Raw genomic sequence first — 15,359 nt, 5'->3', positions numbered from 1 at the left:
CGCGCAAGATCCGCGCCCGTCAGGGACCAAGGCACCGGGCGATCTGCGCGCCTGCCGCCCCCGGCGCAAAGGCCGCAAGTACCTCAGGGTCGTTCCGGGACTTGGCCGCCAGATCCCACCGTCTCGGCCTGCGATCCGGGCTCCGGTCGTTCGGGCGCTCCGGACGGGGCAGGCACTGCTGCGGCGGGCACAGGCGCGGTGGCGGGCGTGAAGACCAGATCCGGCAGCACCGTCTCCCATGCCTCGCGCCGCAGGAACTGCGCGTATTTCTCCTCTCCGTCCGATGCCCGCCAGCGGGTAACGGCCCCGACCCTGCCGGAGGACAGGACCACTCCCTGCGGATGCTGCCACGCCTTCGACATCCGTCCCATGACATGGCCGTGCCGGTCGATCAGCAGCCAGCTTGGATCGCGGAACTCCAGCGTCAGCGGGTCGCCGACCTTGCAGCGCCGGATCGCGTCGTGACAGACATGCCCGTCGCGCTGCCGACCGGGGAAGGACAGGTCGGAGAATTTCAGATCCGGCAGCTGGTAGACATTCGGCGAGGGCAGGCCCGCCGAGACCTCCGGCGTCACCCTGCGGTGCAGCACAGAAGGCGCCCCGGCTTTGAGCAGCGCATGTTCGCCGCTGGTCATCACGACAAGGCTTTTCCGCGCCCGCGTCATGGCGACGTAGAACAGCCTGCGCGGGGCGTCGCGGTCTTCGTTCTTTGATGGCCTGTCCCAGCCTCCGTTCAGGATGACGACGTGATCGAATTCCAGCCCCTTCGCCCGGTGCGCCGTCAGCAGAAGCAGCCCGCGCTGTTCGCCACGGGTGTCGCGGGACCATTCGGCCAGCCACTCGACGAGGTCGGGCACAGGCATCGTCTTCGTCTTCAGCTCCCGCGCCAGTTCGGCCACGCCTTCGGCCAGAAGCTCGACCCAGCGGTTGGTCTCCTGCTCGTTGAGGATGGCGATGATGTCCTCGATCCCCAGCAGCGCGCCCTGCCGCCTGCGCAGACCCGCAACCAGCGTCTGGGTTTCCCGCAGCCGCCAGATGTTCGGCAGATCCTCGTTGGCCATCTCGACCTTGAGCCCCTGCGCCTCGGCATAGGACCGGACGGCGCCAAGCCGTTTCCAGTCGCGGGAGATGATGGCGGTGCGGGACCATGACCAGTCCGGATCCAGCCGGGACAGGCGCATCAGTTCATCGACCGCCGCAACCGCTTGCGGGACATCGCCGCCCGGCCCGTCAAGCAGCTGCACCCGCCCCTGCGCCACGCTGTCCGCCTGCTCCAGCGCGCCGCCCTCTGGATGCCGGAGACGGTCGGCATTGATCCTGACCTCGTGATCGACCTTCATCCGGTCGGGCGCCACCGAAATCACCCGGTTCGCAGCCGCGATGACATGGCCGGTGGAGCGGTAATTCTCGACCAGAAAGGCGGGGCGCGCCTTGTAATCCTCTTCGAACTTGCGGATGAAATCGATGGAGGCCCCGTTGAAGGCATAGATGTTCTGGTCGTCGTCGCCCACGGCAAACAGGCTGAGCTTCAGATCCGCATCGTCCAGCGACCGGCCCGCCACCGCAGAGATAAGCTGGTATTCCTCGGGGCCGATATCCTGATACTCGTCGACAAGGATCCAGCGATAGCCTTGGATCAGCGTGTCGCGCTGCGCCTCGGCCTCGGATTTTGACAACCCCTCCCCCTCCAGCTGCCGGACGGCTTCGGTCACGATGCCATCAAAATCCTCGGTATCAGCGCGCTGACCCACAAAGCTCGCCCCCACCAGTTTCATGGCAAGCGCGTGGCAGGTCGACACCGTGACGCCAAGCGCATCATCCCCGACCAGCGCCCGCAGCCGCACGCGGATTTCGGCGGCGGCATGCCTGTTATAGGCCAGCACCAGTATGCCCTGCGGATCCTCGCGTTTCATGCGCAGAAGATAGGCGATGCGATGGACCAGAACCCGCGTCTTGCCCGAGCCCGGCCCCGCAAGGACAAGCACGTTGGTCCGGTCCCGGTCATCGGTGACGATGTCCTGCTGGACCCTGTTGGCAAGCTGGTCGACAATCGCGGCCCAGGAGGTGCTGGTGGTCTGCCGCCTGACCTCGCGGCCCATGCCCGGCATCCAGCGCTTCATGAACTGCTCCTTGGTGAGCAGGAAGTAATCCTCTGACAGGCGCGCCGCGTCGGTCATCGTCCGCAGGCCCGTTTCGGCGTAGGTCGCCATGACATGGGTCTGAAGGGTCTGTTCGGTGTAATGATCCTCCAGCGGGGCAAAATGCGCCTGAGTGAACTGCCCGCCCTTGGCATCAAGGAACACGGTCATGGCAGAGCGAAAGACCGTCAGCCCCTTGCCAAGGGTCAGCACCCCCTGTTCGTGCAGCCACATCAGCGCGCGTTCCAGCAGCTTTGTCATGTCCCGCACGCCGCTGGTTTTCAGGAACGCATCCTGCGTGAGCTGCGCCAGCAGGTCGCCGAGCGTGGCCTCCACCTGCAGATCCTTTCCGCGCGCGCCCTTGTCCAGCCGCCCGGTGAGATAGGTCAGCAGCAGTTCCCCCGCCAGCCACCGCAGCTTCGCCGTCTCGTGAACCGTGCGCCATGGACGCACCAGCGTGACCATCAGCGTGTTGCGGCTGGCCTTGCGCAGAGAGATGTTGCCACGCCCGCCATCCTGCCCCCTGCCGTCCTGAGCGATGCCGCGCACCAGCTTGTCGATGGTGTCGGGGCGGACATCGGGGTGGTCCCGGTCGCGCAGGCGCTGGCAGGTCTCGGCAAGGTTCAGCGGCAGCGGCGTCCGGTCATCTGCATCCGGCGCCAGATCCTGCATCAGGCCGATCAGGTCGGCCTCCAGCGCGGAGGCCTGCGTCAGCCGCTGCGACGAGGCATTGGCCACGCCCACATGAACAAACACCGTCATCGCCATGTCATTGCGCGCGATGCCGAGCCGTTCCAGACTCGCCATGGCCTTGGGCAGCGCGCCGGGCAACAGGCCGGACACGCCGCAAAGCTCGTCCGTCGAGATGCCCTCGTCCGGCGGGGCCGACATCAGATGCTCCACGATGCCAAGCAGCTGCCTGCGATGCGCCTGCGTCAGATCCGCCGCCGCAAGCACCGCCTTTGCCTCCTCCAGCGTGCGCACCCGCAGCGAGGACGGAAAGATCTGCACGCGGTTTTCCTCGCGCGACACCAGATGCGCCTCTTCAAGCCAGGAAACCGCCGTCTTCACCCGGGTGTCGTCGGTCGCGCTGTCGCGTTCGAACTCCTGATCCTTCTCGGACCGCACGATCTCGCCGGAGGTGGCCACGACCTTGCCGGTTTTCTTTGTCCGCTCGTCGATCCGCCGCAGCGCCTTCAGGATGGCGCCGATCTCGTGGCGGGCCAGCCGCGAACTGGCGGTCAGGCGGAACTGGCGCTCCACGTCATCGGCGGCAAAAAGCAGCACGCAATGCGCATCCTCCCTGTCCCGGCCCGCGCGCCCGGCCTCCTGCAGGTAATTCTCGAGCGATCCGGGGATATCGGCATGCACGACAAGCCGGATGTCGGGCTTGTCGATCCCCATGCCAAACGCGTTGGTGGCGGCAATCACCCGCAGCTCGCCGACCCTGAACCGCTCCTGCACCACCTGCTTGTCATCCGCCCCCAGCCCGGCATGGAAATGCGCGGCATCAAGCCCTTGGGATTTCAGGAAATCGGCCACACGCTCCGTCTCCTTGCGGGTGGCGCAGTAGACAACCGCCCCCGACCGTCCCTCGGCGGGCAGATGCTCGCTGATGACGGTCAGCACATCCGACAGCTTGCTGTTCTTGGTCGTCGGGCGGACATCAAAGGCAAGGTTCGTCCGCGTGGCGCCTCCGTCAAGCGGCAGCAGGTCGATGCCTGCCCGCTGCTGGAAATGCGCAAGGATGTCGCTCACCACCTCGGGCTTGGCGGTGGCCGTCAGGCAGATGACCGGCGCCGGATCCTGATCGCCGGAGAATTCCTTGATGAAACGGCCCAGATACCGGTAATCCGGCCTGAAATCATGGCCCCATTTCGAGACGCAATGCGCCTCGTCAATCGCCCACAGCCCGACCTCGCGCTGCGCCAGAACGCTGCGGATCGACGTGCTTCGGAGCTGTTCGGGAGAAATGATCAGGATCCCGGCATCGCCAAGCCGGACCTTGTCCAAGGCGGCCTGACGTTCCGGCATGGACATCATGCCGTTGATCGTGACCGAGCAGGAAATGCCCGCCCGCTCCATGCCCTGCACCTGATCCGCCATCAGCGCGACAAGCGGCGAGATGACAACGGTCAGCGCGCCGGTCTTGTGGAACCGCGACAGCGCCGGCACCTGATAGCATAGCGACTTGCCGGTGCCCGTCGGCAGGATGCCCAGCAGGCTGCGGCCCGACATGGCCTCGTCGACGATGCGTTCCTGCAGGGGCCTGCCCTCGGGATCGACCGGTTTGGGGCGGAAGCCTGGAAAGCCGAACCATTTTTCCAGCGCCCTGACCGGATCGTTCTGCTCTGCGCACCAGCCGCAGCCGGGATCCTTGCAGGACGTGTCGCGCAGGTGCCTCACGATCAGCGAGGCTTCGCGGAACTGCGCCCGGACCCATGGCGGCATCACGGAATCCCCGCCCGCCACGGTGATCCAGACAGCGCATAGGCCATCGGCCAGCCATTCTGCGGGCTGCTCAGCCGGGTCAGCGTCTGTTCCACCCGCTTTTCACAGGCGCGGCCCTGCAGCATGCGCCGGATCGCCGCTCCTGCCTCGTCGAAACCGGGACAAGGCTGCCCGCGCAGATAGCGGAAGACGGCCTCGAACCCGCCCGCATGGTCCATGCGCGTGGTCAGGTAGTGATAGGCCGCAAGCACGTCCGGCGCATCTGCGGCCAGTGTCGCCAAGGCATCAAGCTGGTTTGCCAGCACCCCGAAGACAAGGCGCGCGTCAAGCTCGGGGTCATTCACATGCCCTGCCGCCAGACGACCGTCCTGATAATGCTTGACCAGATGGTGATAGGGATTGCGCGGAAAGGCGAGCGGGTTCAGCCACAGCGTATCAATTGGCGCCTGCAGGATCTGGGCAAGCCGTGGCCGCGCGGCAATCAGGTGCTGAAGATCATGGCCGAGAATGTTGTGGCCAATCGGATAAGCCACATCGCCAATCTGAGTCTCCAGATCATCCAGAAACGGCCCGGTCAGATGCCCGGTGGATTTCAGCGCCGGACGGTCATCATGGCGCACCGCCGCAATGGCAAATACCTTTGCCTTGCCGGGATCCACTTCAAGATCGATCGACAGGCATTTGGCCAAAATCTGTTCGTGACGCTTTTCCATCGGACTATGGATAGCGAAGTCAACAGGGGGAACAATGCCCTTTGCTTTTCAACCGCATCAGAAGATAGCGGCCAGCCTCCGTCCGAAGCGCCCGGCTTTGCCGGAAATATCTGGCTCAATACGGTCGGAAAAGCCAAAAGCCATTGCAGGCTATTGCCGCTTTGACCCAAACGAACAGGCCGCCGGGCGAACCGGCGGCCTGTCCTTGATGTGCTGCGGCAGGGTCAGACCTTGCCGCGGGCGCTTGCAAAGATGCAGATCAGCGTGATCGCGGCGGCGGCGCAGATGTAATAGCCGACATAGGCCAGCCCGTAGCTCGCCTGCAGCCAAGTGGCGATATAGGGCGCCAGCGAGGCGCCGAAGATGCCCGCGAAGTTGAAGGTGATCGACGAGCCGGTATAGCGCACCCGCGTCGGGAAGGGCGCGGCCAGCGCCGTGCCGATCAGCCCGTAGGTCAGGCCCATCAGCGCCATGCCCAGCGTGACAAAGCCAAGGATGCGCATCTCGTCCGCCACCATCAGCACCGGCACGAGGAAGGAGAACGCCCCGATCAGCACCGTGGTCAGCGTCAGGATCAGCCGCCGACCGAAACGTTCGGCCAGAATCCCCGCCAGCGGGATGAAGGCGCCGAACACGACCGAGCCCCAGATCTGGATGGCCAGCGCGTCGGTGAAGGGGATCTGCACCACCTTCACGTTATAGCTCAGCAGATAGGCGGTGCAGATGTAGAACAGCACGAAGGTCGCCAGCGCCACGAAGGTGCCCAGCACGATCGACACCTTGTGGTTGCGGAACAGCTCGACCACGGGCACGGCCACCCGTTCCTCGTTGTCGATGGCCTTCTGGAAATCCGGCGTCTCGGTGATCGACAGCCGCACCCACAGCCCCACCACGATCAGCAGGATCGAGGCGATGAAGGGAATCCGCCAGCCCCAGCTCAGCAGCGCCTCCTGCGGCATGAACTGCAGCAGGATCCAGAACAGCCCCGAGGACAGGAACAGCCCTGCGGGCGCCCCAAGCTGCGGGAACATGCCATACCAGTTCTTCTTGCCCTCGGGGGCGTTTTCGGTGGCCATCAGCACCGCCCCGCCCCATTCGCCGCCCAGACCGAAGCCCTGCCCGAAACGGCAGAGCGCCAGCAGCAGCGGGGCCACCACGCCGATCTGGTCGTAGGTGGGCAGAAGGCCGATGATGACGGTGGAAATGCCCATGGTCAGCAGCGCTGCCACCAGCGTGGCCTTGCGCCCGACCCGGTCACCAAAATGGCCAAAGACCACAGCCCCCAGAGGCCGCGCAAAAAACGCGATGGAGAAGGTGGCGAAGGACGCCAGAAGCGCCGTCATCGGATCGGCGCCGGGGAAGAACAGCGCCGGAAACACCAGCACGGCGGCGGTGGCATAGACGTAGAAATCGAAGAATTCGATGGTGGTGCCCACGAGGCTCGCGGTCAGCACCTTGGCGGGGGAGTTCAGCACCGGCGCCGCCTTCTGCGGCGACGCTCCCGTGCTGGCGGTCGAAAGGGACATTTTCTTGCTTCTTCTGTTGCGGTCAGAGCGTGTTTGTTTCCGGAGCACGCGGCCTAACGCAAAGACCCGACAGAAAACAGCCGCGGACCCGACCGATTATGTCAGGCCCGCCATGCAGAATATGCATCCCTTGCCCGATTATTCGGGCGCGCCCGGCTCCGCCTCCAGCGCGTAGCGCTTGAACAGCCCCGACTGCAGCAGGAAGAACACGAACACCCCGGCGGGCAGGCCGAAGGTCTTGAAATAGACCCATGTCTCGGTGCTGAGCGTGCGCCAGACGATCTCGTTCAGCAGCGCCAGACCAAAGAAAAACGCCGTCACCCGCTTGGTCAGGATCATCCAGCCGTCGTGCTGCAGGGGCATCATGCCCTCCATGACCGAGCGCAGCCAGCTTTCCCCGCGCAGAAGCCCCGCCAGCAGCGCCGTGCCGAACAGCAGATAGATCAGCGTCGGCTTCATCTTGAAGAAGCGCTCGTCATTGAGCCAGACCGACAGGCCGCCGAAGACCACGATCAGCACGGCGGTGACGATCTGCATGCGGCTGAGATGGCCGGTCAGCCGCCACAGCAGCCCGGTGCAGGCCAGCATCACCGGAATGAAACCCGCCGTGACCACGATGAAGCCCTCATAGGCGCGGCCCGCGATCAGGAAACTTTCGTCCTTCAGCAGCAGATAGGCCACGAAGAAGCCCAGCACGGGGCCAAACTCCAGCGCCGATTTGAGGAATGGATTGATCTGCCGCTCTGCCATGGGGGTCTCCTTCTGCCGCGGCAGAGATAACCCCCCGCGCGGCCCGGCTCAATGGCGGAACATCCAAGGTGCCGGGTTGTTTATCCTGATCCACGTACAGGGACCATCATGATCGAAGAAATCCTCAACGAATTCCGCCATACCTTTTCCGCCGTCCCCGCCCCGGCGGCGCTGGCGCGGCTCTTGGCCGCCATCGTGCTGGGCGGCGCCATCGGGCTGGAACGCGAGCGGCAGGAAAAGCCCGCAGGCCTGCGCACCCATATCCTTGTCTCCGTCGCCGCCTGCCTGTTCGTCATTCTGGGGCTGGAACTGGCGGCGCTGGATTTTGGCGGCGCGGGCGAACAGCGCAACGATCCGCTGCGCATGATCGAGGCGGTGACGGCGGGCGTCGCCTTTCTGGCGGCGGGCATCATCATCACCTCGGGCGGTCGGGTGCGCAACATCACCACCGGCGCCTCGCTCTGGCTGGCGGGCGCGGTGGGGCTGGGCTGTGGCGCGGGGCAGATGCCGCTCGCCGCGATGACCACGGTGATCGTGGTCATCGTGCTGTGGCTGCTGCGGATCGCCGAGGACCGGTTCGGCTGGGATTCCGACGATTCCTAGTCGCGCGCGGCCCCGGTCAGCGCGGCGGCAAATTCCTCGGGATCGAAGGGCTGCAGATCGTCGATCTGTTCGCCCACGCCGATGGCATGGATCGGCAAGCCGAACTTGTCGGCCAGCGCCACCAGCACCCCGCCGCGCGCCGTGCCGTCAAGCTTGGTCATCACCAGCCCCGACACATCCGCCACCTGCCGGAAAATCTCCACCTGCCGCAGCGCGTTCTGGCCAGTGGTCGCATCCAGCACCAGCAGGGTGTTGTGCGGCGCGTCGGGATCCTTCTTGCGGATGACGCGCACGATCTTGGCCAGCTCCTCCATCAGGTCGGCGCGGTTCTGCAGCCGACCGGCGGTGTCGATCATCAGCAGATCGGCGCCTTCGGCCTGCGCGCGGGTCATCGCGTCAAAGGCAAGGCTGGCGGGGTCGGATCCTTCGGGCGCGGTCATCACCGGCACCCCGGCACGGTCGCCCCAGATCTGCAGCTGCTCCACCGCCGCCGCGCGGAAGGTGTCGCCCGCAGCGATCACCACCGATTTTCCAGCACCCCGGAACTGGCTGGCAAGCTTGCCGATCGTGGTGGTCTTGCCGGAGCCATTGACACCCACCACCAGCACCACTTGCGGTTTCTTGGCATAAAGCGGCAGCGGACGCGCCACCGGTTCCATGATGCGGGCGATCTCGGCGGCCAGCGCCGATTTGATCTCGTCCACCGACACGCGCTTGCCATGGCGGCCCTCGGCGATGTTGGCGGTGACCCGCAGCGCCGTGTCCACGCCCATGTCGGCGGCGATCAGCAGCTCTTCAAGGCTTTCCAGCATCGCGTCATCAAGCACCCGGCGCACCACCGGCTGGGCCGCGTCGCGGCCAAACAGCCGCCCCATCAGCCCGCCCCGGCGCGGCTCTGACAGCTCCTCCGTGGGCGGTTCGGGGATTTCCAGCGGCACCGGGCGCGGCGCGGGATCGCGCGGCGCGGGCATGCCCGCAGGGGGCGGCGCGGGCATGGGATCGCGCGGCGCCGGGGCCTGCGGGCTTTCCACCGGATCAGCGGGGGGCATCGGATGCTCCACCGGCGGCGCCGGGGGCAGCTCTGTCGGCGCCTGCGGCACCTCGCGCACCGGGGCTGGCACCTCGTCGGGGCGCGGCGGCAGTTCGGTGGGCGTGGGCGGGGCGGCGGGGGTGCGCTCGGGCGCCTCCTCGCTGCCGCCTTCGGTGACGATGGCATCCAGACCTTCCTCCAGTCTGGAGGAGGATTTGAAAAGCTTGCTCTTGAGCTTGCCGAAGAAGGACATGGGATACCTTTCGCTGCCGCTCCCTTCACCTAATACGCAAGGGCGGCGCTGAAAAGTCCGAGTTGACCGGAGCGCCGCGCCCCCGCATGGATGGCATATGTGGCGCCGTCTCGTGATCCTTGTGTTTGTGCTGATGCAGGCGGCGCCGCTGCGCGCGGATGCGCTGCCGCATTGGGCCGAACCGGGCACGCTCTGTTCGCCCGGCGCCTTTGGTCCGGTGCACTGCATCCGGCCCTCGCAGGTGGTGCATGACACCTGCCACGCGATCGGGGCGCTGGCGCGTCACCACGGGCTCGATCCCGCGTTCTTCGCCCGGCTGCTCTGGCAGGAAAGCCGCTTTGATCCGCATGCGGTCAGCCCCGCCAATGCGCAGGGCATCGCGCAGTTCATCCCCTCCACCGCCGCGCTGCGCGGGCTTGCCGATCCGTTCAACCCAGCCGAGGCGCTGGAATATTCCGCCGAATATCTGGGCGAACTGGTGCGGCGCTACGGCAATCCGGGCCTTGCCGCCGTCGCCTATAACGGCGGCGAAGGCCGTGCCGACGGGCTGGTGGCAGGCTCGGGCGGGCTGGCGCGCGAAACCGTCGATTATGTGCGCATCATCACCGGACTGCCTGCCGAGATCTGGCGCGACGCCCCGCCCGAGGCGCCGGATTTTGCGCTGCAGCCCGATCTGCCCTTCGCGCAGGCCTGTCACGATCTGGCCCGCAACCGCCGCCTGACCGCCTATCCCGACGCGCCGCCACCGCGCAAGCCATGGGGCATCCAGATGGCGTTTGGCACCACGCAGGACCGCGCGCTGGCGCAGTTCCGCGAGCGCGCCCGCAGCTGTTCGGCGCTGGTGGGGTCAGAGGATCCGGATCTGATCTGGCAGAAAAGCCGCGCCAGCCCGGCGGGCGGCTACTGGATGGCCCGTCTGGGCCGCGACGGGCGCGACGAGGCATGGCGGCTCTGCACCCGGCTGAAGGCGCAGGGCTGCGTCTGCGCGGTCTATCGCAATGACTAGCCCGTCACCCTGCCTTAACCGGACCGGGCGCAGACTGTCAGCAGCCCCCGCCTGCAGGAGCCCCGCGCCATGATCCGCTTTGCCACGGCCACGCTGCTGGCGACCGCCCTGCTGGCGGCGGCGCTGATCCATGGCGGCGCCGCTCTGGCCGGTCTGGCGCTGGCCTATATCACCGTGCTGACATGGGCGCTGGATCATGTGGCAGCCCTCGCCGCCCCCGATCTGCCAGAGGCGGAGTTTCCCGCAGGCGACGGGCTGGCGCTGCTGCTGGGTCTTGCCCATCTGCCGCTGCTGTATGGCGGGGTCGCGGTGCTGGCCAGCCCCGAGACCCCGGCGCTGACCCGCGGGCTGCTGTTTCTGGCGCTGGGGCTCTATCTGGGGCAGGTCAGCAATTCCGTCGCCCATGAGCTGATCCACCGCCCCGGGCGCGGGCTGCGCCGTCTGGGCACGCTGGTCTTTGTCTCGCTGCTGTTCGGGCATCACGTCTCGGCGCATCTGCGGGTGCATCACGTCCATGCCGCAACGCCGCGTGATCCCAATTCCGCGCCGCTGGGACAAAGCTGGTATCGCTTCGCCCCGCGCGCCTGGATCGGGTCGTTCCGCGCGGGCTATCGCGCCGAACAGCGCCTGCGCGCCGGAGGCGCGGGCGGGCTGCATCCTTACGCGCTTTATCTGGGCGGCGGGCTGGCCTCGCTGGTCCTCGCGGCGGGGTTGGGCGGCGGCGGCGGGGTTCTGGCGCTGCTGGCGCTCTGCGCCTATGCGCAGGCGCAGCTGCTGCTGTCGGATTACGTGCAGCATTACGGGCTGCGGCGGCGGCAGCTTGCCCCGGGCCGCTACGCCCCGGTGGGGCCCGCACATAGCTGGAACGCGCCGCAGGGCTGGTCGGCAGCGCTCATGGTCAACGCACCGCGCCATTCGGACCACCACACCAGCCCCGCCCGCGCCTATCCCGGGCTGCGGCTCGACCGGCAGACCATGCCGGTCCTGCCCTATGCGCTGCCGGTGATGGCGGTGATTGCCCTGATCCCGCCGCTCTGGCGCCGCCTGATGGACCGCCGCGCCCGCGCCCTGCGCCCGGACGGGCCGCAGGGCGCGGGCCCCGGATCTGGCTGAAAGGCTGGCTGAAAGGCTGGCTGAAAGGCTGGCTGAAAGGCTGGCTGAAAGGCTGGCTGAAAGGCTGGCTGAAAGGCTGGCTGAAAGGCTGGCTGAAAGGCTGGCTGAAAGGCTGGCTGAAAGGCTGGCTGAAAGGCTGGCTTCCGGAGCGTCCAGTCATGGCTGGCGAGCTGGCGGCACCCGATCCGGGCGCTGGGCTTGCTTGCTGGCGTCTGACACCACTGCTAGACCTTCTCGCGCGGCAGGTCAATTTAATTCTTGCAAATCAAATAGTTGACTAAATTTGTCATCATCTCGCCCGACCACCTGCAGCGGAAACCGCCGCCACCGCCGCAACAGGGCTTTTCCCGCGCGCCAAGCTCTGCCATGGTCGCCGCATGCGCGCATTCCTGATCCCGGCCCTTCTGGCCCTCGCCGCCCTGCCCCTGGCCTCCCGCGCCGACGAACCGCTCGCGGCGCCGGAGTTCGAAGCCTATGTGCAGGGCAAGACGCTGTATTTCGGTCTGGGCGGCCAGCCCTACGGCGCCGAGGAATACCTGCCTGACCGCCATGTGCGCTGGTCCTTCCTTGACGGGCGCTGCAAGGACGGGCGCTGGTACGAAGAGGCGGGCATGATCTGTTTCGTCTACGAAGACACCTCCATCCCGCAATGCTGGAGCTTCTTCCGCGAAGGCAACGGGCTGCGCGCCGTCTTCGAAAACGACCCCGCCAGCACCGTGCTTTACGAAGCGCGGCAGAGCGACGAGCCCATGATCTGCATGGGCCCCGACGTCGGCGTCTGACCGGATCCTGCGCTTCCAGCGGCCCCAAATATCCCGGGGGAGTCCGCCTCCGGCGGACGGGGGCAGAGCCCCCTGCCTGCACTTCCCGGCCCGCCGTCACCCAGGCAGGCCTTCCGATGCACTCAGAACAGGCTGCCCTGTTCGGGGGGCTTTGCCGCCCTGCGCGCGGACTTGACCCCGACCGTGCCGCCGCCCGCCTTGACCCGGCCATCGGCAAATTCGATCTCGAGCGCCGCCGCCGCCTGCGCCTCGGCCTGACGGGTCAGCACCTGACCGTCCTCGCCGCGCACCACCGCATAGCCGCGCGCCAGCGTGCCCTTGTAGCTCAGCGTCTGCAGCAGCCGCTCCAGCCCCGCCAGCCGGTCACGCGGCATGGCGATGCGCCGCGCCCCCGCCTCGGCCAGCCGTTCTGCCAGCACCTCCAGCCGCGCGCGGCCCTGCGTCAGGTCGCGCTGGATCGGGCGCAGGCTCAGCCGGTCGGCCCGCCGCCCCAGCGCCTCGCCCCGCAGCGCCAGCAGCCGCGTCAGCAGCCCCGGACGCAGCGCCCCCGCCGGCCCAGAAAGCGCCAGACGCCGCCGGTCGACGCCACGGATCAGCGCCTGCGGCAGCCGGTCCGCCAGCAGGTCAAGACGCTGGCGCGGCCCCTCCAGCAGGGTCTCCGCCCGGGGCATCACCCGCACGAGATCGCGCAGGCGCTGGCCGCGCACCTCCAGCCGCTGGCCCTGCGCCCGGGTCAGGCGCGACTGCGCCTCCGCCACCCGCGCCAGCAGATCCATGCGCACCGGCACCGCCATTTCCGCCGCCGCTGTCGGCGTCGGCGCCCGGCGGTCCGACACGAAATCGATCAGCGTGGTGTCGGTCTCATGCCCCACCGCCGAAATCAGCGGGATCGCCGAAGCCGCGGCGGCCCGCGCCACGCTTTCCTCGTTGAACCCCCACAGATCCTCCACCGACCCGCCGCCGCGCGCGACGATCAGCAGGTCGGGCCGCGGCAGCGCGCCGCCCGGGCGCAGCCGGTTGAAGCCTTCGATGGCGCGCACCACCTCGGGGGCGCAGTTCTGCCCCTGCACCGCCACCGGCCAGATCAGCACCTTGCGCGGGAACCGGTCGCGCAGCCGGTGCAGGATGTCGCGGATCACCGCCCCCGTGGGCGAGGTGATGACCCCGATCACTTCGGGCAGAAACGGCAGCGGCCGCTTGCGGGACGGATCGAACAGCCCTTCGGCCTGCAGCAGCGCCTTGCGCTTTTCCAGCATGGCCATCAGCGCGCCCAGACCGGCGGGCCGCATGTCCTCGATGATGATCTGGTAACGGGACTGGCCGGGATAGGTGGTCAGCCGCCCAGTGACGATGACCTCCATCCCCTCCTCGGGCTGCACCTCCAGCCGCTGCGCCACGCCGCGCCAGATGATGCCGGACATGACGGCGCTGTCATCCTTCAGATCCAGATAGACATGGCCGGATTTGGGGCGCGAGATGCGGCCCAGCTCGCCCCGCACCCGGACAAAGGAAAATTCGCCCTCGATCACCTTCTTGACCGCCCCGGACAGCTCCGAGACGGTGAATTCCGGCGTGTTGCCCGTCTCTGCGGGCTCGAATAGATCGGACATGCGCGCTCGCTTGCTCTTGGCCTCGCCCGACCTTAGAACGCGCGGCAACAAAGGCCAAGGCGGGAGAGCCCTCATGAACATCCTCATCCTCGGCGGTGGCGGGCGCGAACACGCCCTCGCCTGGGCCGTGCTGCAGAATCCCAAATGCGGCAAACTGATCGTGGCGCCGGGCAATGCGGGCATCGCGCAGATCGCGGAATGCGCGCAGCTTGACATCGAGGATGGCGGCACAGTGGCGGAATTCGCCGAAAGCCAGTCCATCGATCTGGTCATCATCGGACCGGAGGCGCCGCTCGCCGCAGGGGTGGCCGACCGGCTGCGCGAGGCAGGGCTGCTGGTCTTCGGCCCCAGTCAGGCAGCGGCCCGGCTTGAAGCCTCCAAGGCCTTCACCAAGGAAATCTGCGCCGCCGTGGGCGCCCCCACCGCAGGCTATGGCCATTTCACCAAGGCCGAAGCCGCCCGCGCCCATGTGCGCCAGACCGGGGCGCCGATCGTCATCAAGGCGGACGGGCTGGCCGCAGGCAAGGGCGTGATCATCGCCGAAACCGTGGCCGAGGCCGAGGCCGCGATCGACGACATGTTCGGCGGCGCCTTTGGCGGCGCGGGCGCCGAGGTGGTGATCGAGGAATTCATGACCGGCGAGGAAGCCTCGTTCTTCGTGCTGGTCGATGGCGAGACGGTGCTGCCCATCGGCACGGCGCAGGATCACAAGCGGGTCGGCGACGGCGATACCGGCCCCAATACCGGCGGCATGGGCGCCTATTCCCCCGCCCCGGTGCTGAGCGACGCGGTGGCGCAGCGCGCGCTGGACGAGATCGTGAAACCCACCATGGCCGAGATGGCGCGCCGCGGCATGCCCTATCAGGGCGTGCTTTATGCCGGGCTGATGATCAAGGACGACGCGCCAAGGCTGGTGGAATACAACGTGCGCTTCGGCGATCCGGAATGTCAGGTGCTGATGATGCGGCTTGGCGGACAGGTGCTGGATCTGATCGTGGCCTGCGCCGAAGGACGGCTGGAGGAGGCCGGGGTCACATGGGCCGAAGATCATGCGCTGACCGTGGTGCTGGCCGCACGGGGCTATCCCGGGACTTACGCCAAGGGCACCGAGATCCGGGGGCTGGAAAGCCTGCCCGAGGACAGTTTCCAGCAGATGTTCCATGCGGGCACCGTGATGCGCGAGGGGCACATGCTGGCCAATGGCGGGCGGGTGCTGAACGCCACGGCCCGCGGGGCGACACTGGCCGAGGCACAGGACCGCGCCTATGCGCTGGCCGATGCGCTGGACTGGCCGGAGGGCTTCTGCCGCCGCGATATCGGCTGGCGCGCGCTCTGACCCAGACCATCCCCGCACGGCGCGGATGAGGCAGGACAGCGGGGCGCC

The 15,359-nt window shown here is 67.4% G+C and carries 9 protein-coding genes and 1 pseudogene; 5 read left to right on the top strand and 5 right to left on the bottom strand.

Going from position 1 to position 15,359, the window contains the following annotated elements; genetic code table 11:
- Positions 1-83 precede the first annotated feature (83 nt).
- The 3 genes and pseudogenes from BLR51_RS11810 to BLR51_RS11800 form a co-directional block, all read right to left on the bottom strand.
- Positions 84-5,302 (bottom strand): annotated as a pseudogene (locus BLR51_RS11810) (RecQ family ATP-dependent DNA helicase).
- A gap of 224 nt (positions 5,303-5,526) precedes the next feature.
- A complete protein-coding gene (locus BLR51_RS11805) occupies positions 5,527-6,828 on the bottom strand; it encodes an MFS transporter (protein WP_089847147.1) in 1,302 nt (433 codons plus the stop codon).
- A 138-nt stretch (positions 6,829-6,966) separates the two neighbouring features.
- Positions 6,967-7,578: an inner membrane-spanning protein YciB gene (locus tag BLR51_RS11800; RefSeq protein WP_089847145.1), complete on the bottom strand. Its 612-nt coding sequence runs from the start codon at positions 7,576-7,578 to the stop codon at positions 6,967-6,969.
- A gap of 108 nt (positions 7,579-7,686) precedes the next feature.
- Here BLR51_RS11800 and BLR51_RS11795 point away from each other — a divergent pair, with 108 nt between their 5' ends.
- On the top strand, positions 7,687-8,181 hold the full coding sequence (locus tag BLR51_RS11795) for an MgtC/SapB family protein (RefSeq protein WP_089847143.1): 495 nt from the start codon (positions 7,687-7,689) through the stop codon (positions 8,179-8,181).
- Here the strand turns inward: BLR51_RS11795 and ftsY are convergent.
- Entirely contained in the window at positions 8,178-9,464 is a 1,287-nt protein-coding gene (gene ftsY, locus BLR51_RS11790) for a signal recognition particle-docking protein FtsY (RefSeq protein ID WP_089847141.1), read from the bottom strand. The genes BLR51_RS11795 and ftsY overlap by 4 nt on opposite strands.
- A 97-nt stretch (positions 9,465-9,561) precedes the next feature.
- Here ftsY and BLR51_RS11785 point away from each other — a divergent pair, with 97 nt between their 5' ends.
- From BLR51_RS11785 to BLR51_RS11770, 3 genes are all read left to right on the top strand, one after another.
- Positions 9,562-10,470, top strand: a complete 909-nt coding sequence (locus BLR51_RS11785; RefSeq protein ID WP_089847139.1) for a lytic transglycosylase domain-containing protein — start codon at positions 9,562-9,564, stop codon at positions 10,468-10,470.
- A gap of 69 nt (positions 10,471-10,539) precedes the next feature.
- On the top strand, positions 10,540-11,583 hold the full coding sequence (locus tag BLR51_RS11780; protein WP_089847137.1) for an alkane 1-monooxygenase: 1,044 nt from the start codon (positions 10,540-10,542) through the stop codon (positions 11,581-11,583).
- Positions 11,584-11,960: 377 nt separating this feature from the next.
- A complete protein-coding gene (locus tag BLR51_RS11770) occupies positions 11,961-12,365 on the top strand; it encodes a hypothetical protein (protein ID WP_089847135.1) in 405 nt (134 codons plus the stop codon).
- Positions 12,366-12,487: 122 nt separating this feature from the next.
- Here BLR51_RS11770 and xseA read toward each other — a convergent pair whose 3' ends face one another.
- The gene (gene xseA / locus BLR51_RS11765; RefSeq protein WP_089847133.1) at positions 12,488-13,975 is read right to left on the bottom strand and encodes an exodeoxyribonuclease VII large subunit; all 1,488 of its coding nucleotides are present in this window, start codon (positions 13,973-13,975) and stop codon (positions 12,488-12,490) included.
- Positions 13,976-14,048: 73 nt separating this feature from the next.
- Between xseA and purD the strand changes: the two genes are divergently transcribed.
- The gene (purD, locus tag BLR51_RS11760; protein WP_089847132.1) at positions 14,049-15,311 is read left to right on the top strand and encodes a phosphoribosylamine--glycine ligase; all 1,263 of its coding nucleotides are present in this window, start codon (positions 14,049-14,051) and stop codon (positions 15,309-15,311) included.
- The last annotated feature ends 48 nt before the right edge of the window (positions 15,312-15,359 follow it).

The sequence above is a fragment of the Salipiger marinus genome, from assembly GCF_900100085.1.
GTDB lineage: Bacteria > Pseudomonadota > Alphaproteobacteria > Rhodobacterales > Rhodobacteraceae > Salipiger > Salipiger marinus.
This window is presented reverse-complemented; position numbering and strand designations above follow the sequence as displayed.